At 72.7% G+C, this 20,828-nt stretch carries 19 protein-coding genes and 7 tRNA genes; 10 read left to right on the top strand and 16 right to left on the bottom strand.

The window, feature by feature from the left end; all coding sequences use genetic code 11:
- Positions 1-54: 54 nt before the first annotated feature.
- Both ACWD02_RS23810 and ACWD02_RS23805 read right to left on the bottom strand, forming a co-directional pair.
- A tRNA-Val gene (locus tag ACWD02_RS23810) sits at positions 55-126 on the bottom strand.
- Positions 127-188: 62 nt separating this feature from the next.
- The gene (locus ACWD02_RS23805) at positions 189-635 is read right to left on the bottom strand and encodes an SRPBCC family protein (RefSeq protein ID WP_451214247.1); all 447 of its coding nucleotides are present in this window, start codon (positions 633-635) and stop codon (positions 189-191) included.
- A 91-nt stretch (positions 636-726) separates the two neighbouring features.
- On the opposite strand from ACWD02_RS23805, the gene ACWD02_RS23800 reads away from it, so the two are divergent.
- Entirely contained in the window at positions 727-3,276 is a 2,550-nt protein-coding gene (locus tag ACWD02_RS23800) for an SCO7613 C-terminal domain-containing membrane protein (RefSeq protein WP_451214244.1), read from the top strand.
- 116 nt (positions 3,277-3,392) lie between these two features.
- Here the strand turns inward: ACWD02_RS23800 and ACWD02_RS23795 are convergent.
- Together ACWD02_RS23795 and ACWD02_RS23790 are read right to left on the bottom strand one after the other, a co-directional pair.
- A tRNA-Val gene (locus ACWD02_RS23795) sits at positions 3,393-3,464 on the bottom strand.
- Positions 3,465-3,541: 77 nt separating this feature from the next.
- Positions 3,542-3,973, bottom strand: a complete 432-nt coding sequence (locus tag ACWD02_RS23790) for a TIGR02611 family protein (RefSeq protein ID WP_451214241.1) — start codon at positions 3,971-3,973, stop codon at positions 3,542-3,544.
- 191 nt (positions 3,974-4,164) lie between these two features.
- On the opposite strand from ACWD02_RS23790, the gene ACWD02_RS23785 reads away from it, so the two are divergent.
- Both ACWD02_RS23785 and ACWD02_RS23780 read left to right on the top strand, forming a co-directional pair.
- Positions 4,165-4,578 (top strand): SsgA family sporulation/cell division regulator, encoded by a 414-nt coding sequence (locus ACWD02_RS23785; protein WP_003959770.1) that lies wholly within the window; start codon positions 4,165-4,167, stop codon positions 4,576-4,578.
- 225 nt (positions 4,579-4,803) lie between these two features.
- On the top strand, positions 4,804-5,394 hold the full coding sequence (locus ACWD02_RS23780) for a CGNR zinc finger domain-containing protein (RefSeq protein ID WP_451214238.1): 591 nt from the start codon (positions 4,804-4,806) through the stop codon (positions 5,392-5,394).
- Positions 5,395-5,425: 31 nt separating this feature from the next.
- Here ACWD02_RS23780 and ACWD02_RS23775 read toward each other — a convergent pair whose 3' ends face one another.
- Both ACWD02_RS23775 and ACWD02_RS23770 read right to left on the bottom strand, forming a co-directional pair.
- Positions 5,426-5,596, bottom strand: a complete 171-nt coding sequence (locus tag ACWD02_RS23775) for a hypothetical protein (RefSeq protein ID WP_451214235.1) — start codon at positions 5,594-5,596, stop codon at positions 5,426-5,428.
- 221 nt (positions 5,597-5,817) lie between these two features.
- Complete coding sequence (locus ACWD02_RS23770) at positions 5,818-6,261, bottom strand: hypothetical protein (protein WP_451214232.1); 444 nt, start codon at positions 6,259-6,261, stop codon at positions 5,818-5,820.
- Between the two features lie 200 nt (positions 6,262-6,461).
- Between ACWD02_RS23770 and ACWD02_RS23765 the strand changes: the two genes are divergently transcribed.
- Positions 6,462-6,980, top strand: a complete 519-nt coding sequence (locus ACWD02_RS23765; protein ID WP_451214229.1) for a DsbA family protein — start codon at positions 6,462-6,464, stop codon at positions 6,978-6,980.
- 50 nt (positions 6,981-7,030) lie between these two features.
- Here the strand turns inward: ACWD02_RS23765 and ACWD02_RS23760 are convergent, their stop codons facing one another.
- From ACWD02_RS23760 to ACWD02_RS23750, 3 genes are all read right to left on the bottom strand, one after another.
- A complete protein-coding gene (locus ACWD02_RS23760; RefSeq protein WP_451214226.1) occupies positions 7,031-7,855 on the bottom strand; it encodes a GNAT family N-acetyltransferase in 825 nt (274 codons plus the stop codon).
- Positions 7,856-7,928: 73 nt separating this feature from the next.
- Entirely contained in the window at positions 7,929-8,750 is an 822-nt protein-coding gene (locus tag ACWD02_RS23755; protein WP_451214586.1) for an aminotransferase class IV, read from the bottom strand.
- On the bottom strand, positions 8,747-9,817 hold the full coding sequence (locus ACWD02_RS23750; RefSeq protein ID WP_451214585.1) for a chorismate-binding protein: 1,071 nt from the start codon (positions 9,815-9,817) through the stop codon (positions 8,747-8,749). The genes ACWD02_RS23755 and ACWD02_RS23750 overlap by 4 nt, the downstream gene beginning before the upstream one ends.
- 163 nt (positions 9,818-9,980) lie before the next feature.
- On the opposite strand from ACWD02_RS23750, the gene ACWD02_RS23745 reads away from it, so the two are divergent.
- From ACWD02_RS23745 to ACWD02_RS23725, 5 genes are all read left to right on the top strand, one after another.
- Positions 9,981-10,053, top strand: a tRNA-Gly gene (locus ACWD02_RS23745).
- Between the two features lie 39 nt (positions 10,054-10,092).
- A tRNA-Cys gene (locus ACWD02_RS23740) sits at positions 10,093-10,166 on the top strand.
- Between the two features lies 1 nt (position 10,167).
- Positions 10,168-10,239: transfer RNA gene (locus tag ACWD02_RS23735), tRNA-Val, on the top strand.
- A gap of 37 nt (positions 10,240-10,276) precedes the next feature.
- A tRNA-Val gene (locus ACWD02_RS23730) sits at positions 10,277-10,348 on the top strand.
- Positions 10,349-10,393: 45 nt separating this feature from the next.
- Positions 10,394-10,468: transfer RNA gene (locus ACWD02_RS23725), tRNA-Val, on the top strand.
- 54 nt (positions 10,469-10,522) lie between these two features.
- Here the strand turns inward: ACWD02_RS23725 and ACWD02_RS23720 are convergent.
- The 4 genes from ACWD02_RS23720 to ACWD02_RS23705 form a co-directional block, all read right to left on the bottom strand.
- Entirely contained in the window at positions 10,523-10,828 is a 306-nt protein-coding gene (locus ACWD02_RS23720; RefSeq protein WP_363210967.1) for a TFIIB-type zinc ribbon-containing protein, read from the bottom strand.
- A 69-nt stretch (positions 10,829-10,897) separates the two neighbouring features.
- On the bottom strand, positions 10,898-11,833 hold the full coding sequence (locus ACWD02_RS23715) for an aminoglycoside phosphotransferase family protein (protein ID WP_451214223.1): 936 nt from the start codon (positions 11,831-11,833) through the stop codon (positions 10,898-10,900).
- 323 nt (positions 11,834-12,156) lie between these two features.
- Positions 12,157-12,363: a hypothetical protein gene (locus ACWD02_RS23710; RefSeq protein ID WP_160503827.1), complete on the bottom strand. Its 207-nt coding sequence runs from the start codon at positions 12,361-12,363 to the stop codon at positions 12,157-12,159.
- A 198-nt stretch (positions 12,364-12,561) separates the two neighbouring features.
- Positions 12,562-12,828: a hypothetical protein gene (locus tag ACWD02_RS23705; protein WP_363210965.1), complete on the bottom strand. Its 267-nt coding sequence runs from the start codon at positions 12,826-12,828 to the stop codon at positions 12,562-12,564.
- A gap of 195 nt (positions 12,829-13,023) precedes the next feature.
- Here ACWD02_RS23705 and ACWD02_RS23700 point away from each other — a divergent pair, with 195 nt between their 5' ends.
- Complete coding sequence (locus tag ACWD02_RS23700) at positions 13,024-14,337, top strand: serine/threonine-protein kinase (protein ID WP_451214219.1); 1,314 nt, start codon at positions 13,024-13,026, stop codon at positions 14,335-14,337.
- Here ACWD02_RS23700 and ACWD02_RS23695 read toward each other — a convergent pair.
- The 3 genes from ACWD02_RS23695 to cobT all read right to left on the bottom strand — a co-directional run bounded on the left by ACWD02_RS23695 (position 14,328) and on the right by cobT (position 20,619).
- Positions 14,328-15,146: a TrmH family RNA methyltransferase gene (locus tag ACWD02_RS23695; protein ID WP_451214216.1), complete on the bottom strand. Its 819-nt coding sequence runs from the start codon at positions 15,144-15,146 to the stop codon at positions 14,328-14,330. The two genes, ACWD02_RS23700 and ACWD02_RS23695, sit on opposite strands and share 10 nt — an antisense overlap.
- Before the next feature lie 87 nt (positions 15,147-15,233).
- Positions 15,234-16,466, bottom strand: coding sequence for a uroporphyrinogen-III C-methyltransferase (cobA, locus tag ACWD02_RS23690; protein WP_451214213.1), 1,233 nt, complete (start codon positions 16,464-16,466; stop codon positions 15,234-15,236).
- Between the two features lie 196 nt (positions 16,467-16,662).
- Complete coding sequence (gene cobT, locus ACWD02_RS23685; protein ID WP_451214210.1) at positions 16,663-20,619, bottom strand: nicotinate-nucleotide--dimethylbenzimidazole phosphoribosyltransferase; 3,957 nt, start codon at positions 20,617-20,619, stop codon at positions 16,663-16,665.
- Positions 20,620-20,828: the final 209 nt, after the last annotated feature.

The raw sequence follows: 20,828 nt of genomic DNA, 5'->3' as shown, positions 1-20,828 counted from the left end.
TGTCCGCGGGCATGAAAAAACCGGTCCGTCGACGACGGACCGGCATTCTCCGGGTGGGCGATACTGGGTTCGAACCAGTGACCTCTTCGGTGTGAACGAAGCGCTCTCCCACTGAGCTAATCGCCCGGGAACGGACTGAACAATACAGGTCTTCGCGGGTTTCCTTCAAACCGCTTGTGCGAGAACCGTCAGCCTGGCCCGAGGTGCGCCCTCAGGCCGCGCTCACCCGCGCGCATCATGAGCGCGTGGTTGAGGAGGAAGACGGGTCTTCCGGGTACGGCGAGGCGTCGCATCAGCGGTTTTCGCACCACCACTTCCTGCGCGTAGAGCGCCTGTGTGCCGCCCGGCACCGCCGTGACGGTCCAGCGCGCCCAGCCCTCCAGGTCCCCGGTCATCGCGATCTCCAGGATCCCGGCGGCCGGGTCGCGGCGCCGCTCCTCGGCGGTGACGAACAGGTCGTACGGCAGCAGGGAGCGGAACCGGGCCGTGCCGGTGCGCTCGTCGACGGGCGTCACCTCCCGCACCTGGGGCCACCACGCCGGATAGTCCTCGGCGCGTTCGAGGGCCGCGTACACGTCGGCGGGGGGCGCGGGTACGTTCCAGATGCTGCGGAAGCGGTAGTGGCTCCAGTCCATGGACCGAGTCTGCCGGTAGGGCGCCGATCTGAGTACGTCCTGAGTATCCGCACCGATGCCTGTCGCTGTGTCCCGGACCACACTCCCCGGCATGACCAACATTCCGCCCCCGGCCGAGGAGCTCAGGATCCTCGACCTCGAGCTGCGACATCTCGACGCGCGCAGGGCGCAGTTGCTGCAACGCCGCGCCTGGCTCCTGGGCGCCCTGCGGACGGCCGCGGCTCCCGCGCCCGCTCCCGCGCGGCCGGTCCGCGCCCCCGAGGCCACACCGCCGAACGTGCAGAACGCGCTGCTCACCCTGGGCGGCATCCTTCTGACGATCTCTGCGATCGCCTTCACGCTGGTGAGCTGGGGGCACCTGGGCATCGGCGGGCGCGGCGCCGTCCTGGCGGCCGTGACACTGACGGCGCTCGGCGCGCCCGCGCTGCTGCTGCGCCGGAAGCTGCGTTCGACGGCGGAGACGGTGGCCGCGCTCGGCCTCGCCCTGACCGTCCTGGACGCGTACGCCCTCCATGCCGTCGCCCTGCCGCGGACGGACGCCCTCGGCTACACGGCGACCGCGTCCGCCGTGCTCGCCGGGCTGTGGACGGCGTACGGCCTCGTCTTCCACGAGCTGCGGCTGCCCTTGCCGCTGGCCGTCGCGACCGCGCAACTCCCGCTCTTCCTCGGGGCGCTCGCGGCGGACGCGGATGTCCACGGGACGGGGGCCGCGCTTCTGGTGACGGCGGCCTTCGATGTCGCCGTCGCGCTGCGGGTGAGCGCGCCGGCCGTCCGCGTCGTCGCGGCCGTGGGCGCCTGCGCCACGGGCCTGTGGGGTGCGCTGAGTGCCGGCCACCTGTCCTGGTCGGCGTCGGATCTGCCCGATGCGGCGCGGGCGGGAGCGCTTCTGCTGCTGGCAGCGTCGATCGCGCTGGTGGCGGCTCGGCGGATCGCCCAGCCCTCGCGGGCCACGGGTGCCGCGCTCGCGGGCGGCCTGCTCGTGACGGCGGCGGCCGGTGGCGTGCTGCGTGAGGTACTGCCCTCCGCCTGGACTGTCCCCGCCTATCTGGCGTGTGCCGTCGCGCTCTTGGCGGTCGTCCGCACCGCGCTGCCGCGGCCGGTCGTGCGCGGGGTCGCCGGTGCGGGACTCGTGGTGCACGCGCTCGCGGTGTTGTGGGCACTGCCCGCGTTCGTCTCGGCGTTCGCCGGGCCGGTCAGCTGGGCCGGGAAGATCTGGTCGGGTGCACCGCGGGACATGGGCGAAGCATCCCTGATGCCCGAACTGTCCATACAGCACCCCGTCATGGCCTCACTCGTACTCGCAACCGTCGCCGGCGTCCTGCTCGCAATCCCCCGCCTCCTGCCCCCACAAACCGAGCAACGAGCAACACCACCACCCGCCCCCACACCCCCGAACCCGCTCACACCCACCGCAACCACCCCGGCTGCACCATCCACTCCCCCGAGCCCCCCGCACGCCACCCCCTCCGCAGATCCCACCCCCGAGCAGCCCACCGCATCGCCCCTGAACCGCCCCGACGTCCCCCGGTCCGCCGCCCTGGGCCTCGTCTGGGCCGCCCTCATCGTGCTGCCGTCCGCGCTCCAACTCCCTTACTCAGCGGGCGTATCGGCCTGTGCAGTGCTCACCGCAGCCCTGCTCGCCGTCGCGTCGCGTGTCGGCTCGCGGGTGGTTGCTCTCACCTCGCTGGGCCTGGGGGTCGCTTCCTCGGTGAGCGTCGCGTTCCTTGGCCTCGCCACCACGTCCGCCACGCTCGGCACTCTGGCCGCCCTGACGGCGCTCTTCCTGGCGGCCACGGTGCTCGCGGCCCGCCGCCCGGCGCCCGTGCCGGGGGTCGCGCCTGTCGCCACCTGTGCCGCCGTCACGTACGCCACCGCGCTCGCCTGCGCCTCGGGGGCCGCCGGGGGCCTGCGCGCGGACCACACGGGCCTCCTGACCCTCGTCGTCCCGGCGCTCACCGCCCTCGCCGCGGCCCGGCTCGGCCGCCATCCGCTGACACGGCCGGTCGAGATCTCCGGGGCGGCCGCGGGCGGGCTCGCGATCACTCTCACCGCGGGGCACGCGACGACCCTCGCCCTGGCCCTCTCGCTCGGCGGTCTCATCGCCGCGGGCACCGCACTCCGCACGGACCGCCGCCCCGTCGGCTACGCGGCCGGGGTGCTGTTCATCCTGGCGAGCTGGGTCCGCCTCGCCGCCTGGGACGTCGGGACCCCCGAGGCCTACACCCTGCCGGTCACCGCCCCCGCGCTCCTGATCGGAGCCCTGCGGTGCCGCCGCGCCCCCGAGACGACCTCCTGGACGGCGTACGGGCCCGGCCTCGCCGCGACCCTCCTGCCGAGCCTCGTCGCCGCCTGGAGCGACCCGCACTGGCAGCGGCCGCTGCTCCTCGGCGTCGCGGCCCTGCTGATCACGCTGGCGGGCGCCCGGCACCGGATGCAGGCACCTCTGGTGCTCGGCGGCACGGTCCTCGCCCTGGACGCCCTGCACGAACTGGCGCCCTACATCGTCCAAGTGGTGGACGCCCTGCCGCGCTGGCTGCCGCCGGCACTCGCCGGACTTCTGCTCCTCGCGATCGGCGCGACGTACGAACAGCGGTTGCGCGACGCACGCCGGGTCCGTGACGTTCTCGGCAGAATGCGCTGACTCCGCTTTTCCCGTTCGGCAGCCGACGGAGTATCAAATTCCTTCGGCCGCCCGGGAAATGGAGCGAATACGACTGCGGCCCGGAGGCTAAAAGCCTCCGGGCCGCAGTTCCGGGGTGGGCGATACTGGGTTCGAACCAGTGACCTCTTCGGTGTGAACGAAGCGCTCTCCCACTGAGCTAATCGCCCCGGGCGCACGGAGAACATTACCGCATGTCAGCGGGTGCCTCCGACCGCCGTTCAACGAGCGTGGAGTCACCCGGAGGTCACTCCTTGATCTTCCATGGCATCTCGAGGCCGAACTTCCAGACGTAGACCGCGACGAGCACGGCGACGATCACCAGACCGACGGTCGTCAGGATGATGTTCCGGCGGCGCACCTTGGGGTCGAGCGCACGCTGCGCCGCCTCGGTGACCTTCCGCTTCGTCCAGCGAAGCACCAGCTGGGCCCAGACGAACTCGGTCGCCCAGATCGCCATTCCCCCGAAGATCACCAGCCAGCCGGGCCCGGGCAGCGGCAGCATGACGATGCCCGCGGCAACCACGGCGAGGCCGACGATGAACACGCCCACCTGCCAGCTGAGGTGCAGCGCCTTGCGGGCCTGGATGTACTCCGGCGCACGCGATCCGAGCGGCTGTTCGTCCTTCGTACCGGCGATTGTTTCGGCAACCCCCGGCTCGTTACTCCCCGTATTCATACGGCCAAACCCTACCGGACGGAAACCCGTCACTGGAATGGCTGTACCCGTCGAACGAACAACCCGCCGTACGAGCTACCTAAAGACACCCAAAACCCTCAGAGGGGTTTACAACGGCACCGTAGGTGGCATGTCGATTTCGCCGACGTGCGAATCCCCGAGCGCACACTGAGCGAAAGGCCCTGGCGCTTATGAACACCACGGTCAGCTGCGAGCTGCACCTGCGCCTCGTTGTGTCGAGCGAGTCCTCACTGCCTGTACCCGCAGGACTGCGGTATGACACGGCCGATCCCTATGCCGTGCACGCCACCTTCCACACCGGAGCCGAGGAAACCGTCGAGTGGGTGTTCGCCCGCGACCTCCTCGCCGAGGGCCTGCACCGGCCCACCGGTACCGGCGACGTCCGAGTCTGGCCGTCCCGGAGCCACGGTCAGGGCGTCGTCTGCATCGCCCTGAGTTCCCCCGAGGGTGAGGCTCTGCTCGAGGCCCCGGCGCGGGCCCTGGAATCGTTCCTGAAGCGAACCGACGCGGCCGTGCCGCCCGGAACGGAACACCGCCACTTCGATCTGGATACGGAGCTCTCGCACATCCTGGCCGAAAGTTAGCTCCAGGCCGCGCGAGAGCGCCCGGCGCCGTCCGACTCGGGGCGACGGCTCGGGCACGACAACCGCACACAGCAGACACACCGGCGCCGTCGCCGCGGGTTCCCGCGGGGACGGCGCCGGTGTGTCCTGTCGTGAAGCCGCTAGCATCGGCCAGCATCGGCGGGCACCCTTCCAAGCTCTCAATGAGCGGGGCAGGCCCCACTACCCCCAGGCCAGGGAGCAAACGTGCTGATCACCCACGACACCCGGTGCGCACTCGACGCCGTGGTCGATCTGGTGAACACCGCGCCGGACGACAAGAACGCAGCGAACGCGGCGGACGCGGCGAGCACCGACACGGAGGGGCTCCCGGACCTGGCAGCCCTGAACGAGTTCGTACGAAGCCATGACATAAGTGACGTCGGCGTACTCACGGAGCGTGACCTGGCCGGCGTCCGGCACATCCGCGGCCGCTTCCAGGAGGTCTTCGCGGCGCCCGAGCCGCAGGCCGCCGCGGCGGTGATCAACGAACTGATCGCGGCGGCGGGCACCACGCCCCGGCTCACCGATCACGACGGCTACGACTGGCACGTGCACTACTTCGCGCCCGGCGCCTCCATCGCCGACCACCTCGCCGCGGACTGCGGGATGGCGCTGGCGTTCTTCGTCGTCGCCGGCGAGCAGGAGCGGCTGCGGCGCTGTGAGGCCCCGGACTGCCGGCACGCCTTCGTCGACCTCTCCCGTAACCGCTCGCGCCGCTATTGCGACAGCCGCACCTGCGGCAACCGGCTGCACGTCGCCGCCTACCGGGCCCGGCGCAAGGAAGCGGCGGGCTGAGCCCCGGCCGCGTCGCCCGCGGCGCCGCCCGCTACAGCCCCAGCAGATCGTGCAGGGAACCCATCAGGATCAGGACGCCGATCACCGCCAGGAAGATCATCAGGGGTGGCTGGGAGAGCGCGAACAGACAGCCCTTGGGCTCTTCCGTCGCGGCTCGCTCATCGGTCGGCGGGGCGGCATCGCCCGGTGCGGTGTCCAGCATCTCGCGGCGATGATGACCTAGTCCCGGGGGTGCGGATGACCAATGCCCCCGGCGGGCACGGGAGTTCGCGGCATCGGTGACCTGCGAAAGCCCAGCGTGCCGCGTGTTTCGCCGGTGGCCGACCAGCGACGGATCTCGTCAGACTCGGCGGCACCGCCGTCCACTCGAACGAGGGAGTGTCGCGGTCATCGAACGCGGACCGTTGTTGACGAGGGCCGCTCTCAGATGCCGTGCTTCTTCAGGATCGCCTCGATGTCACTGAAGTCCTCCTTGGGCGCGGCAGCCTTCGGCCGCTGCGCGGGCTGGGCGGCCGGACGGGCGCCCTGGCCCAGAGAGGGTGCGGACGCAGCGGGGGCCACCGCCTCGCGCTGGGCCGCCTTCGCGGCCTTGCGCTCCTTGCGGGTGCCTCCGGAGCGGCGCTCCACCGCGCGCGTGATCATGAAGAGCAGCCAGGCGACGCCGAGGACCCCGAAGCCCGCCCACGCCTTCATGCTGAAGGCGGTGTCCGCCAGCCAACCGACGACGCCGGTCATCACCAGGCCGACCGGGACCAGCGCATAGGCGGCAAGGCGCGTCGCCGCGAGGAATCGCTTGCGATAGGCCGTGATCGCGGCAATGCCGAGGCCGGCCGCGGATACGGCGGAACAGACGGTCTCGGCAATCATCCGGTCCTCCAGGCGCACGGGCGTGGACGGTGGCCCTGACTGGCACTGTCCTCCCTTCCATCCTGCACCGGGTGGACCCCCACAAGCCACGCCCCGAGCGGACTTCAGGGACATATCAGGGTCGCGTCTCCTCCGCAGGGTCCGGTCGCCGCCCCCGGCCCCGGTTGGGAGGCGGACGCGGGGCTGGAAGACTGGGCACCATGAGCGACTCTGCCCCCGCGGCCCCCGCCGGCCCCCTCGTCATCGACCTCTGGTGCGAGCTGCAGTGCCCGGACTGCCGGACCGCCCTCGACGACGTCCGCGCGTTGCGCGCCCGCTACGGCGACCGCGTGGACCTGCGGCTGCGCCACTTCCCCCTCGAAAAGCACAAGCACGCCTTCGCCGCCGCCCAGGCCGCCGAGGAGGCCTTCGAGCAGGGGCAGGGCTGGCCGTACGTCGAGGCCGTGCTCGGCAAGGTCGAGGACCTGGACCGCGAGGGCGAGCCCTTCCTGGTCGAGACCGCGCGTGAACTAAACCTGGACGCGGAGGAGTTCGACACCGCGCTCGTCGACGGCCGGCACATCCTGATCGTCGACGCCGACCAGGCCGAGGGCAAGGCGATCGGCGTCACCGGGACACCGACGTACGTCATCGACGGCGAGCGCCTCGACGGCGGCAAGAGCCAGGAGGGCCTGCGCGAGCGCGTCGAGAAGATCGTGGACGGCCTGCTCGGGTCCTGATCACCTGCCGGCGTCCTGACCGCCTCCTCGCACCCCTCCGGGCAGGACGCCTAGAGCAGCTGCTTGTACACGTAGTACATGACCGGCTCGTAGCCCAGCGACTCGTACAGGCGCAGGGCCGGGGTGTTTCCCGCGAAGACGTTGAGGCCGAGGCGGCCGAGGCCCGCCTCGCGGGCCTGGGTCTCCGCGAGGAGCATCAGGGACCGGCCGTGCCCACGTCCGCGGTACTCCTCGTCGACCTCGACGTCGAAGACGAACGCGTCGGCGCCGCGCCGCGCCAGCCACAGGGTGCCCACCGCCGTGCCCTCGTGGGTGAGCACGCTGAGGCGGGTGCCGGGGGTGGCGATGCCCTGTGGCAGGTGGTCCGCGTGGTCGGCGTCGGACTTGGCGCGCGCCTCCGCCTCGGGGACGCCGCGCTCGATCCAGGTCTGGGCGTAGTCCTCCTTCTCGCGGGCCAGCCAGACCTCGTACTCGCCCTCGGTCATCGGCCGCCCCTCGACGCCCGTCGGCAGCGCGGGCGTCACATCGGTCAAGGGCTTGACCATGTGGCGGTTGCGCTCGACGTAACCGAGGGACACGGCCAGACGGTGGGCCGCCGCTGCCTCGGCGGGCACGGCCACCTCGATCCGCTCGCAGCCCCAGCCGCGCGCCACCTCCTCGGCGGCGAGCACCGCGACGGTGGCACGGCCGCGCCTGCGGTCGGGCTCCTTGATGCTCAGATCCCGCATCTCGGCGACACCGGGCCCGAAGACGGGATGCGTGGCGAGTTCTATCCCGCCCACAGGACGGCTGTTCACGCGCACTTCGTACGTGCGTGACTTCGCGCCGTCAGCGCTCTGCTGAAGCGGCCCGGTCGGCCGCAGGGTCGTGGTCATCAGTGGAGTTCTACCCACCCTGCGGCTCCCGCGTCATCAGGATTACAAGCACTTGCGGCTGTCACCCGGCCCCTCACGGGTCGAGGTCGTCCGCCGCGCGCTCGCCGAAGATCCGCATCGCCTTGGCGGTCACCGGACCCGGCGCTCCGGGCAGTTCGCGCCCGTCGACCCGGTGGACGGCCTGGACGTCACGGAGCGTCGAGGTCAGGAACACCTCGTCGGCGCGGGCCAGGACGTCGAACGGCAGGTCGGTCTCGCGCGCGCCCGTCCAGTCGACGGCCAACGCGCGCGTGATGCCCGCCAGGCACCCGGAGGCGACCGGCGGCGTATGGATCTCGCCGTCGATCACGACGAAGACGTTCGAGCCCGTGCCCTCGCACAGCTGACCCACCGTGTTGGCGAACAGCGCCTCCGAAGCGCCCTGTTCGTGGGCGCGCGCGAGGGCGACGACGTTCTCGGCGTACGAGGTGGTCTTCAGGCCGGTCAGGGCGCCACGTTCGTTGCGGGTCCACGGCACCGTGATCACGGCGGTCGTGTCGGGGCGCCTTGGCGCCTCCCCGAGGGCGACGACGAGCGTCTGACCCTGGTCGCCACGGTCCGAGCCGAGCGGCGAGAGGCCTCCGGTGTACGTGATGCGCAGCCGTCCCAGCGGCATCGGGTTGGCGTCGAGAACGGCGGCGCAGGCGGCGCGCACCTCGTCGAGGTCCGGCTCGGGCAGGCCGAGACCACGGGCCGAACGGGCGAGCCGGTCCAGGTGCCGGGTCAGCGCGAAGAGCCGCCCCTCGACCGACTTCACCGTCTCGAAGATGCCGTCGCCGACGGTCAGCCCGTGATCGAGCACGGAGACACGGGCCGTCTCGAGGTCCTGCAGTCCGCCATTGAGCCAGATCTTCACCAAGGGGTCCCTCCACTCACTTCGTACGCTCCCGACGCTACCGCCAGCAGCCGTTCCGCCTTCAGTTCGGTCTCCCGCCACTCCCCCTCGGGATCCGAGCCCCAGGTGATTCCGGCGCCGGTGCCGAACCGCAGCACGCCCTCCGCGCGGTCGATCCAGAAGGTGCGGATGCCGACGGCCAGTTCTCCGGTGCCCCGGTCGGCGTCGACCCAGCCGATGCCGCCGCAGTACGGGCCGCGCGGCGCGGTCTCCAGGGCGTCGATGATGCGCAGGGCGCTGGACTTGGGGGCGCCGGTGACGGAACCGGGCGGGAACGTCGCGGCGAAGAGCTCGGGCCAGCCGGCATCGGGGCGCAGCTCGCCCCGGACCGTGGAGACGAGATGGACGAGACCCGGATGCTTCTCGACCACACACAGGTCGGGCACGGTCACGGAGCCGGTCGCGCAGATCCGCCCGAGGTCGTTGCGGACGAGGTCCACGATCATGACGTTCTCGGCGTAGTCCTTCTCCAGGAGATCGGCCTCGGTCCGGCCCGTGCCCTTGATCGGCCCCGAGTCCACGACGCGTCCCGCGCGGCGCAGGAACAGCTCGGGCGAGGCCGTGGCTATCTCGACGCCGTGTCCCGGCAGGCGGATCGTTCCGGCGTACGGAGCGGGGTTCCCGCGGGCGAGGAGCGCGGTCAGGGCGTCGACGTCCGCGCCGTGCCCGCCGTCCGCGAGCGGCGCGGACAGCACGCGGCAGAGATTCGCCTGATAGACGTCCCCGGCCGCGATGTGTTCCCGCACGCGCCGCACACCGTCCACATACGCGGCGCGGTCGAGCGACGACGTCCAGTCACCGGCGGCGGGCCCCCGCCACGCGCCGGGCACCGGCGCGGGCACCGGCTCAGCCCGTACGTCGTCGAAGCGGGCACAGACAAGGCCGCCCTCGAAGTCGGCGGCGACGGCCCAGAAGCCGCGGGTCTCCAGCGCCGAGGGATCGCTGGTCACGTCCTTGAGGCCGGTCGCGAGCAGGCCGCCGAAGCGCGCCATGGGCAGGGACGCCCCGGAGGGCGGCCGGGAGGACATCTGAGGGGCGCTGTGCACGCCTGTGAGTCTATGACCGGCGTCCTGGTCGCGCCCCGGGCCGGTGACAGCGCAGCACGCTGCGCAAACGCGTTTTTGTACTGGCCCAGGAATCCGCTAGAGTTCAACACGTCGCCGGGACGCGCAAGCGGGCCGGGAAAGACAAGCGGACGTAGCTCAGTTGGTAGAGCGCAACCTTGCCAAGGTTGAGGTCGCCAGTTCGAACCTGGTCGTCCGCTCGCAGGAAGTGGGGGATCTTCCCGAACCCCCGCACTCCTGGTGGAGTGGCCGAGAGGCGAGGCAACGGCCTGCAAAGCCGTCTACACGGGTTCAAATCCCGTCTCCACCTCCAAGCGCGATTAGCTCAGCGGGAGAGCGCTTCCCTGACACGGAAGAGGTCACTGGTTCAATCCCAGTATCGCGCACGCAGCACAACCGAAGATTTGGTCCGCAAGGATCCCCGCGCGATTAGCTCAGCGGGAGAGCGCTTCCCTGACACGGAAGAGGTCACTGGTTCAATCCCAGTATCGCGCACGCAGTAGGCATCACATGCAGTACGCAGCACACGCAGGTTGACCCGCGCGATTAGCTCAGCGGGAGAGCGCTTCCCTGACACGGAAGAGGTCACTGGTTCAATCCCAGTATCGCGCACCATCACACGAAGCCCCCGGCCGTTCCCACGGCCGGGGGCTTCGTCGTTCCCTCCGGTCAGGAGGAGAAGAGCATGTGGCCGAAGCTCTTGTGGCGCTTGTTGTGGCCGTAGTGTCCGCCGTGACCGCCGTGGTGGCCGCCGTGCTGCGGAGCGCCCCACGCCGGGGCGGGAGCGGCCGGGTAGCCCTGCGGGGCCGGCGGCGGTGGCGGGGCCTGCTGGCCGCCCCACTGGGACTCGACGCGGCTCAGGGCCTCGAGCTCGCCGTAGTCGAGGAATATCCCGCGGCAACCGCTGCACTGCTCGATCTGGACGCCATTGCGGTTGTACGTGTGCATCGGTGCATGGCACTTGGGACACTGCATGGTCGGCTCAACTCCTCGCCGGTCGTGACTGCTTCGCCGGAACTCTGCCCGGCTTCGGTGCGTTGCACCCTACTTCGTGGTGGTGGGGGCCAACTCCGGCGGGAGGGCGGCCATTCGATCACAGGCGTCGACCACCGCACGCTCGATCTCGTCCAGGGGTCGGTCCTCCTTGACGGACTTGGCGACGGCCAGGGCGGCGGTCTGCGCGGTGAGGGCGCGGGCCGGTACGTCGAGGGCGGGCCAGGGGTCCGTGCCGTCCGCCGGGACCGCCGGGCCGTGTGCCGCGCGGTAGGCGGCGAGGAAGCGGGTCCACTCGTCCGCGGGGAGGAGACCGCAGGCGTACCAGGCCGCGGGGCGGGCCAGGTCCCAGGCCGGGTCACCGAGGCCGAGGTCGTCGACGTCGATGAGCAGCCAGCGCCCCTCGGCCGTGCGGACCAGCTGCCCCAGGTGCAGGTCGCCGTGACACAGGAGCTTGGGGAGCGGTGCGGGAGCCTCGGCGCGTGCCCAGGCGGGGAGCGTGGCCCAGGCGCGCTCGACGGGGGCCGCCGCGGGGTGCGGTCCCGCGGCCCGCATCCGCGCCATCGCCCGGGCCGCCTTCGCGGGGCCGCGCATGTCCGGGAGCGGGTGCGGGAGTTGCGCCGGGGAGGTGGTGTGCAGGCGGGCGAGGAGGGTGGCGGCGGCTTCCCAAGGGGCGGCGTCGGGGTCGTCGCGGTCCACCGGGGTGCCGGCCTCCCAGAGGGTGACCAGCCGTCCGTGGAGCGCGATCGCCGCCTCGCCGAGCGGAGGGAGGAGGGTGCCGTGCAGGGCGGCGGCGACCTTTAGGCGGGCCGCGAGATCGGTGGGGTCCGTGCCGGGGGCGTGCGCCTTGGCCACGGTGCCGCCGTGCCGGACGACGGTGGCGTCGTCCCGGTCCGCGAGGACGGCGGCTTCGGGAGCGCATACGCACGGGGTGTGGTGGGCTGTGCGGCGGACCTGGGCGGTCAGCGCGGTCAGCAAGGTGGTCACGGATCCCCCGGGTGCGTCGATCGGCGTTCCCCGTGAGCGTACGCATCGGGTGGACGGGGGTTGATGGCCGGTTTCCCTCCCCCATCCCGGCCCTTCCCGAAGCCAGGGGGCTTTGGCCCCTGGGCCTCGTAGCTCCGCCCCTGGCCCCCGTACAAGATGGCCTCGGACGCCGGCCGGGCTGAACCGTCCCCGCACAAAGGAATGCCCGCGCAGCTCCCCAGCTGCGCGGGCATTTCTCGTGCCGTCCGCCGCACCCCCGTCCCCACGGGGTTTCCTGGCCGGATGTCCCCGCCCGGACCGCTCATCCGGGCCTGGGGCGCCGCTCAGCGCCCCAGCATCACGCCCACGGACGACGCCTGTGTGACCACTGCTTCCCAGCCGCCGAAGACGACCACCAGCAGGGCCGCCAGAGGAAGAACCATGGCCGTGGCCACCAAGGGGTGGCGCGTGCCGGACGGGCGGACGCCGAACGTGGCGAAGGCCTTACGTCCTTGCGTGCGGATCATTGCCCGCGGTGCCGTGTCCGCCATGGTTCCTCTCCTGACCGAGTCTGTATGCATTTGGCAGCGGCGGGTGTCTGACCTCGGGGGACGAGTGCTGCACCCGCCGCTTGACCTCAAATCTAGGTGCGCCCCGGGCCTGGGTCGTCATGCCCTCGTACCGATTGCCGGGCCTCCCGGAGGATGACCGATCGTCGGTCATGTACTCCCATGGGTGGAGACGGGGTCCTAGGTCTCAGGGTCTTCCCGGAGGGGGCGGGCGGCCTGCTCGGATGTGTCCTCCCGGGGGATGGGCTGCTCGACCAGAGCCAGGACGCGCGTCGCCATGAACCGCGCCGTCCGCACGACCGAGCCGCTACGGGTGACTTCGCTCACTTCGACCACCCCCCTGCGGACCGCCGTCTCCACCCGGCGGCCCGCCCGGCTCGCCACCACCTCGTACGTCCGTGTCGTGTCTCCGGCGTCCACGACTATCTCCACACGATCACCTTTCACGGGATCAATCCCCCTTCAGCGATGGATGGTTGGGGTCGGCGACCCTGACAACGGCCGCTTCCGCCCGGCGCCCTGACCACTCTTCAAGTTTCCCACCCGGCACTGACAATCCGTCGGGCCGCGAGGGCGCGGCCTCTGCACCTGCCCGGCCACGGAAACGTAAGCTGTGGCACGACAACGGACCGGGCAGCGGGGATGGACATGGCGATGATGCGGCTCCGGCGCGAGGACCCGCGTGTCGTCGGCTCGTTCAGACTGCACAGGCGGCTGGGCGCCGGCGGCATGGGGGTCGTCTACCTGGGGTCGGACCGGCGGGGGCAGCGCGTCGCCCTGAAGGTGATCCGGCCCGATCTGGCGGAGGACGAGGAGTTCCGGTCGCGCTTCGCGCGCGAGGTCTCCGCGGCCCGGCGCATCCGCGGCGGCTGTACGGCGCGGCTCGTGGCCGCCGATCTCGACGCCGACCGGCCGTGGTTCGCCACGCAGTACGTTCCCGGGCCCTCCCTGCACGACAAGGTCGCCGCCGAGGGGCCGCTCTCCGCGGCCGACGTGGCGGTCGTCGGTTCGGCGCTCGCCGAGGGCCTCGTCGCCGTACATGAGGCCGGTGTCGTGCACCGCGACCTCAAGCCGTCGAACATCCTGCTGTCCCCGAAGGGGCCGCGGATCATCGACTTCGGCATCGCCTGGGCCACCGGGGCCTCGACGCTGACCCACGTGGGCACCGCCGTCGGGTCCCCCGGCTTCCTCGCGCCCGAGCAGGTGCGCGGCGCCGCCGTCACCCCCGCGACGGACGTGTTCGCCCTCGGCGCCACCCTCGCGTACGCGGGCATGGCGGACTCACCCTTCGGGCACGGCAGTTCAGAGGTCATGCTCTACCGCGTCGTCCACGAGGAGGCGCAGCTCGGCGGGGTGCCGGACGCGCTCGCGCCGCTGATCAGGGCCTGCCTCGCCAAGGACCCCGAGGAGCGTCCCAGCACGCTTCAACTGTCGCTCAGGCTCAAGGAGATCGCGGCCCGCGAGGCGCAGGGCCTGACGGAACCCCGGCCGCCCGCGCCCCGGCAGGAGCAGGACCGGCCGACGGGACGGATGGCCGAGGAGTACGCCGACCAGCGCACCCAGCGGCGCCATCCGCAGGGCACTCCCCCGCCGCGGCCCAGCTCCTCACGGACGGGTTCCTCGCGGACCGGTTCCTCGCGCACGGGTTCCTCGCGGACGGGTTCCTCTCGGCCGCACCCCTCGCGGGGAGGGTCAAGTTCCTCGCGGTCCGGCTCGCGTCCCGGGCAGCCCCGGAACACCACGCGCTCGGGTGGCGCGCGGCGTCCCGCCAATCCGCGGCTGCTGCGTCAGCGGCTCTTCGTCTTCGTGGTCGTGACGCTGCTCGTGGCCCTGGGGATCGCGGCGGCCCAGGGCTGCCAGGGGCCCGCGCGCGGGCTCGGCGGCAGCGGCGTGCACGATGTGCGCGACGTACAGCAGAGCCAGCGGCAGGACCCGGGGCCCGGCTCTCAGAGCTGAGGGCGGCCCGTCGCCACGGCGTAGAACGCGACCGCGGCCGCCGCTCCCACGTTCAGGGAGTCGACACCGTGGGCCATCGGGATACGGACCCACTCGTCGGCCGCCATCAGGGCCTTCGTGGTCAGGCCCTCGCCCTCCGCGCCGAGCATCAGCGCGACCCGGTCCATGCGGTGGGGCGCCGCCTCGTCCAGGGTCTTGGCCTTCTCGTCCGGAGTGAGCGCGAGGAGGTTGAAGCCCGCCTCGCGTACGCCGTCCAGACCCTTGGGCCAGGATTCGAGGCGGGCGTAGGGGACGGAGAAGACCGCGCCCATGGAGACCTTCACCGAGCGGCGGTAGAGCGGGTCCGCGCAGTCCGGCGAGAGCAGCACCGCGTCCATGCCGAGTGCGGCGGCGCTGCGGAAGATCGCCCCGATGTTGGTGTGGTCGTTGACCGACTCCATGACGACGACACGGCGCGCCCTGGTCAAGAGTTCGTCCGAGGTCGGCAGCGGCTTGCGCTGCATCGAGGCGAGGGCGCCGCGGTGCACGTGGTAGCCGGTGACCTGCTCGGCCAGGTCGGGGTTGACCGCGTACACCGGGGCGGGGACCTCGTCGATGACGTCCCGCATGACGTCGACCCACTTGGCGGAGAGCAGCATCGAGCGCATCTCGTAACCCGCCTGCTTGGCGCGCCTGATCACCTTCTCGCCCTCGGCGATGAAGAGGCCCTCGGCGGGCTCGCGCCTGCGGCGCAGTTCGACGTCGGTCAGGCCCGTGTAGTCGCGCAGGCGCGGGTCGGCGGGGTCGTCAACGGTGATGAGATCAGCCACAGGGTGATACTGCCTTGTCCTGGGTGTGGTGCCAACGCCTTGGGGCGGGTTGGGTTACCGGTGGTTACGCGGGAGTTGCGGGGGCGATCACGCGGGGCTGTTCGGCCCCACGTTCACCACGTCGCCGATGACGATGACGGCCGGGGGCTTCACCTCGTGGGCGGTGACCTCGGCGGCGACGGTGGCGAGCGTGGCGTCCACACGGCGCTGGGCCGCGGTGGTGCCCTCCTGGATCAGGGCGACGGGGGTCTCGGGCGACCGGCCGTGCGCGGTGAGTGTCGCCGCGATCTTGCCGATCTTGTCCACGCCCATCAGGACGACGAGGGTGCCACGCAGCTTGGCCAGCGACGCCCAGTCCACCAGGGAGCGCTCGTCGTCCGGGGCCACGTGGCCGCTGACCACCGTGAACTCGTGGGCGACCCCGCGGTGCGTGACGGGGATGCCCGCCGCGCCCGGCACGGAGATCGAGCTGGAGATGCCGGGCACCACGGTGCAGGGGATGCCCGCTTCGGCCAGCGCCTGCGCCTCTTCCATGCCGCGCCCGAAGACGAAGGGGTCGCCGCCCTTGAGCCGGACGACCGACTTGCCCTGCTTCGCGTGCTCGATGAGGGCGTGGTTGATGGCCTCCTGGGCCATGTAGCGGCCGTACGGGATCTTCGCGGCGTCGATCACCTCGACGTGCGGCGGCAGTTCGTCGAGCAGGTCGCGGGGGCCGAGCCGGTCGGCGATGACCACGTCCGCCTCGGCGAGGAGGCGCCGGCCGCGGACCGTGATGAGGTCCGGGTCGCCGGGGCCGCCGCCGACGAGGGACACGCCGGGGGTACGGGTGCGGTGGTGGGGCGCCACGAGGGTGCCGTCGCGCAGGCCCTCGACGACCGCGTCGCGGATGGCGGCGGTGCGGCGGGGGTCGCGGCCGTGGATGTCCGTGGTGAGGACGGCGACCGTGACGCCCTCGGAGCGGCCGGTCGCGGGGGTCAGGGCGGTGGCCGCGTCGGCGTCGTCCGAGCGGACGCACCAGACACGCTGGGCCTCGGCTTCCGCGGAGGCCGCCGTGTTGGCCTCGCTGTCGCTGGTGGCGATGAGGGCGTACCAGGCGTCCTTGAGGTCACCGGTCTCGTACCGCCGGCGCTCCCAGGTGATCTCGCCCGCGTCCGCCATCGCCTCCACGGAGGGGGTCGCCGTCGGCGACACGAGGAGGATGTCGGCGCCCGCCGCGATCAGGGCGGGCAGGCGGCGCTGGGCCACCTGGCCGCCGCCGAGCACGACCGTGCGGCGGGCGGTGAGGCGGAGGCCTACGGGGTAGGCGGGGCTTTCGGCCATGGCGGGAGGCTCCTCGTGCGGGGCGCGGGGCTTTGCGGGTGCCGCTACGACGGTGGGGCGGCTGCGTTGATGCTGTGACGTGCGGGTTCAGTATGGCTGGGGCGGGGCGGGGTCTCTCCCCCAGCCCCGCCCCTGCCCGGCTGTATCACTGTGCGGCTCCGCCGGTGGGGCTTCGCCCCGGAGCCTCGTCGTGCGGCTACTTCTCGGTCACGCCCGCCGAATCGAACGTGGCCACCTCGTGCATCGCGCGCGCCGCGCTCTGCACCACCGGGAGGGCCAGGAGGGCGCCGGTGCCCTCGCCCAGGCGGAGGTCGAGGTCGACCAGGGGGCGCAGGCCGAGCTTGTTGAGGGCCGCCACGTGACCCGGTTCCGCGCTGCGGTGGCCCGCGATGCAGGCCGCGAGGACCTCGGGGGCGATGGCACGGGCGACCAGGGCCGCCGCGCCGGCGCTCACGCCGTCCAGGATCACCGGCGTACGCAGGGAGGCGCCGCCCAGGAGGAGGCCCACCATCGCCGCGTGCTCCAGGCCGCCGATCGCCGCGAGGACGCCGATCGGGTCGGCCGGGTCGGGCTGGTGCAGTTCGAGCGCGCGGCGCACGACGTCGACCTTGCGGCTGTGCATCTCGTCGTTGATGCCGGTGCCGCGGCCGGTCACCTCGCCCGGGTCGGTGTCCGTGTAGACGGAGATGAGGGCCGCGGACGCCGTGGTGTTCGCGATGCCCATCTCGCCGGTGAGCAGGGCCTTGTTGCCTGCCGCCACCAGGTCGCGGGCGGTCTCGATGCCCACCTCGACGGCCGCCTTGACCTCCTCGCGGCTCAGCGCGGGGCCGGTCGTCATGTCGGCCGTGCCCGCGCGGATCTTGCGGGGCAACAGGCCGGGGGTGGCCGGAAGTTCACTGGCCACGCCCACGTCGATGACGCAGACCTCGGCGCCCACCTGGTTGGCGAAGGCGTTGCAGACCGCGCCGCCGCCGAGGAAGTTGGCGACCATCTGCGCGGTCACCTCCTGGGGCCAGGCGGTGACGCCCTGGGCGTGCACACCGTGGTCGCCCGCGAAGATCGCGACGGCCGCGGGCTCCGGGATCGGCGGCGGGCACTGCCGGGAGAGGCCGGAGAGCTGCGCGGAGATGATCTCCAGCATGCCGAGCGCACCCGGCGGCTTCGTCATGCGCTTCTGCCGCTCCCACGCCTCACCGAGCGCCTTCGCGTCCAGCGGTCGGATGTTGGAGACGGTCTCCGCGAGGAGGTCGCTCGGGTCCTCGCCGGGCAGGGCGCGGCGGCCGTACGTCTCCTCGTGGACCACCCAGGAGAGCGGGCGGCGCTTGGACCAGCCTGCCTGCATCAGCTCGGGCTCCTCCGGGAACTCGTCGACGTATCCGACACAGAGGTAGGCCACCACTTCGAGGTGCTCGGGCAGGCCGAGGGTCCGGACCATCTCGCGTTCGTCGAAGAAGCTGACCCAGCCGACGCCGAGGCCCTCGGCGCGGGCCGCGAGCCAGAGGTTCTCGACGGCGAGGGCCGAGGAGTACGGCGCCATCTGCGGCTGGGTGTGACGGCCGAGGGTGTGGCGGCCGCCGCGGGTGGGGTCCGCGGTGACGACGATGTTCACCGGGGTGTCGAGGATCGCCTCGATCTTCAGTTCCTTGAACTGCTTCGCACGGCCCTTGGGGAGCGACTTGGCGTACGCGTCCTTCTGGCGCATGGCCAGCTCGTGCATGGTGCTGCGGGTCTCCGCCGAGCGAATGACGACGAAGTCCCAGGGCTGCGAGTGGCCCACGGAGGGTGCCGTGTGGGCCGCTTCCAGGACGCGGAGCAGGACCTCGTGCGGGATGGCGTCGCTGCGGAAGCCGTTGCGGATGTCGCGCCGTTCGCGCATGACGCGCAGCACGGCCTCGCGCTCGGCGTCGTCGTAGGCGGGGGCGGCGGGCGTCTGCGGCTGCTGGACGGGCTCCGGCTGCTGGGCGGGCTCAACGGGGGCGTCCGCGTCCTCGGCTGCCACCGGGGCAGCGGCTTCGGCCGCCTCGGCGGGCCCGGCCTCGACGATGAGCAAGGGCTCGGGGGCGTCGGCCGCCACCACGCCCGCCGCTTCGGCGGGCGCCTCGACCACGTCCAGGGGCGCGGGTTCGGCTGCCACCTCCGCGGGTTCGGGCGCCAGGGCCGCGGGTTCCTCCGCCGCCTCCGGAGCCACGGCGGGCTCTCCTCCGTCACGCGGCGCGGGCACGGTGGCCACGGGCTGCGGGGCCACGGTCTCGGGAGCCTCGGCGGTCTCGGGAGTGACGGCGGCTTCGACGGGCTCGCCTGCTTCGGCGGGCTCGGCTGCTTCGGCGGGCTCGGCTGCTGCCACGGGTGCCTCTGCTTCGACGGGCGCCGACGGCTCCTGGACCGCGAGGGCTTCGGGAGCCTCCGGGACGGCCGACGGCTCCGGGGCGTCGGCTGCCGGCGTGGCGGCCTCTGCCTCGGCGGACTCCGCCTGCGCCTCGGGGGCGACGGGCTGCGGGGCCTCGACGTGCTCGGGGGGTACGGACAGGGCGTGCGGAGGCGTCGGTGCCAGGTGGGGCGTGGTCGGCACCGAGCCCTCGACCGGCACGAACTGGCCGAGGGGCGCGGGTGCCTGGGGGTCCGCGAAGTGCTGGTTCGGGCCACCCGGAAGACCGTCGCCCTGCGGCGCCTGCGCCACGGGAACGTCGGCGTACTGCTGCGGCTGCTGGACGTGCGGGACATGGGCCGCGGGTCCCGCACCGGCGAGCGGCGCGTCCGACCAGGGCTGCGCGCCCGCCATGGCGAACTGCGGCTGACCGGAGGCCTGGGCGAGCGCGGGCTCCTGACTCGCTTCCGGGGCGGAGGCGGCCGGGTCCCCGACGATCGGCTGCGCGGCGGGCGGCTGCTCGGCCGACGGCTGCTCGGCGTCCGCGGCGAACGCGGGCTGCCCTGCTTCGGCGGCGGCGTGCCCGAAGTGGGCGTCGGCCTCGGTGCCTTGCGCGATGGCGGGGTCGGCGGCCTCCGCGGCCTGCGGGAAGGCGGCCGCGGGTGTCTCGGCGGCGGCCGGAGCCGCGGGGTCGGTCACCACGGGCTGGGGCGGTTCGGCGGCGTCCGCGGGCTGCGGGGCCTCGGGGGCGTGTGCGTCCTGCGCGCCCTCTGTTTCCCCTGTGACGGGAGTGACGTCCGGGACGACCGTTTCTGCTGGTACGACGGGCTGCGCGGCCTGCGCGGCCTGCGCGGACTGAGGCGACTGCGCGGCCTGCGCGTGCTGTGAAGGCTGGGACGGCTGCGCAGGCTGGGGGTGCTGCGGCTGAGGCTGCGGCGTCCACGGCGTCGCGCCCTGCGGCACGTTCTCGCCGAGCCGCGTCCCTCTGGGCATGCCGTCGTCGTCACGCGGGATGTCGAGGTACTCGGGGCCCACCGTGGGCGGCCCCGCGTGCCGTACGGGCGCGGCGTGCTGCGGCGCACCGGCCGGGCCGCGGTCGGCGAGGGAGCGTACGGGGCTGCCCGAGCCGTCGGGCACGGCGGGACCCGAAGGCCCGCGGTGGAGCGGACGGCGGGAGGGGCCGGGGTGCGACGCGGGGGCGGGAGTCGGAGCACCGGGCAACTGGACGCCGTTCAGGTCGACCGAGCCGCTGTCGCGGCCGGCCGTCTCGTGCGGGCCCGGCTGGTGGGCGGCCTGCGGTCCGGCGGCGTGCTGGCCGACGAGGTGCCGGCCGCCCAGCGACTGGTCCGCCGAGTGCCGGCCACCGGCGGACTGGCCCCCGGCGGGCTGCCCCGTTATGGCCGGGTCGGCCAGGGGCTGGCCGCCCACGGGCTGGCCCGCCGCGTACTGGTTCGCGAAGGACGGGTCACCGACAGGCCCACCCGCGCCCTGCTGACCAGCGGACTGACCAGCGGGCTGACCCGCGGGCTGACCGACGGCCACGTGCTGGGCGGCCACCGGCTGCTCCGGGCCTCCATGCTGCGGCGCGCCCGACTGCGGCTCGCTCCAGGCGCCCTGGGCACCCGGCATCAGCAGCAGGTCGTCATCGTCTGCGGGGGCGACGCTCTCGGCGGGACTCTCGGAGGGGTCGAGGTAGGTGTACGCGCCCGGGGCGGGGACGCCCGGCTGCTCCACCATGCCTGCGTTCTCCGGCAGTCCCTCGCCCGGGACCTGGCCGGTGTCGGTCATGCGTAACCCCTCGCCCATCGGTTAGTGCTTCTTCGACCGCCCCTCAGCCGTCGGCCGGGGAAGCCCCATTGCCCGGAGCGGCGCACCAACCGCCCGTCAATCTCAACGAGCGTGCGCGCCACGCGGCACGAACCGCGTACGGACAACAGGCATTGTCCCGGTCGGGCTGCCACCGCGGCGCCTTGATCCGCAACGGCCCGCTGTGGGCT

It is taken from the genome of Streptomyces sp. NPDC002853, from assembly GCF_053591915.1.
The sequence above is the reverse complement of the archived record's forward strand: the minus strand, read 5'-3'. Positions and strand labels throughout refer to the sequence as shown.

Excerpts from the sequence above, each read along its gene's own strand:
- ACWD02_RS23805 (WP_451214247.1), bottom strand. The coding sequence starts at position 635 with ATGGACTGGAGCCACTACCGCTTCCGCAGCATCTGGAACGTACCCGCG.
- ACWD02_RS23800 (WP_451214244.1), top strand. The coding sequence starts at position 727 with ATGACCAACATTCCGCCCCCGGCCGAGGAGCTCAGGATCCTCGACCTC.
- ACWD02_RS23790 (WP_451214241.1), bottom strand. The coding sequence starts at position 3,973 with ATGAATACGGGGAGTAACGAGCCGGGGGTTGCCGAAACAATCGCCGGT.
- ACWD02_RS23785 (WP_003959770.1), top strand. The coding sequence starts at position 4,165 with ATGAACACCACGGTCAGCTGCGAGCTGCACCTGCGCCTCGTTGTGTCG.
- ACWD02_RS23775 (WP_451214235.1), bottom strand. The coding sequence starts at position 5,596 with ATGCTGGACACCGCACCGGGCGATGCCGCCCCGCCGACCGATGAGCGA.
- ACWD02_RS23770 (WP_451214232.1), bottom strand. The coding sequence starts at position 6,261 with ATGATTGCCGAGACCGTCTGTTCCGCCGTATCCGCGGCCGGCCTCGGC.
- ACWD02_RS23765 (WP_451214229.1), top strand. The coding sequence starts at position 6,462 with ATGAGCGACTCTGCCCCCGCGGCCCCCGCCGGCCCCCTCGTCATCGAC.
- ACWD02_RS23760 (WP_451214226.1), bottom strand. The coding sequence starts at position 7,855 with ATGACCACGACCCTGCGGCCGACCGGGCCGCTTCAGCAGAGCGCTGAC.
- ACWD02_RS23750 (WP_451214585.1), bottom strand. The coding sequence starts at position 9,817 with ATGTCCTCCCGGCCGCCCTCCGGGGCGTCCCTGCCCATGGCGCGCTTC.
- ACWD02_RS23720 (WP_363210967.1), bottom strand. The coding sequence starts at position 10,828 with ATGCAGTGTCCCAAGTGCCATGCACCGATGCACACGTACAACCGCAAT.
- ACWD02_RS23710 (WP_160503827.1), bottom strand. The coding sequence starts at position 12,363 with ATGGCGGACACGGCACCGCGGGCAATGATCCGCACGCAAGGACGTAAG.
- ACWD02_RS23700 (WP_451214219.1), top strand. The coding sequence starts at position 13,024 with ATGGACATGGCGATGATGCGGCTCCGGCGCGAGGACCCGCGTGTCGTC.
- cobA (WP_451214213.1), bottom strand. The coding sequence starts at position 16,466 with ATGGCCGAAAGCCCCGCCTACCCCGTAGGCCTCCGCCTCACCGCCCGC.
- cobT (WP_451214210.1), bottom strand. The coding sequence starts at position 20,619 with ATGACCGACACCGGCCAGGTCCCGGGCGAGGGACTGCCGGAGAACGCA.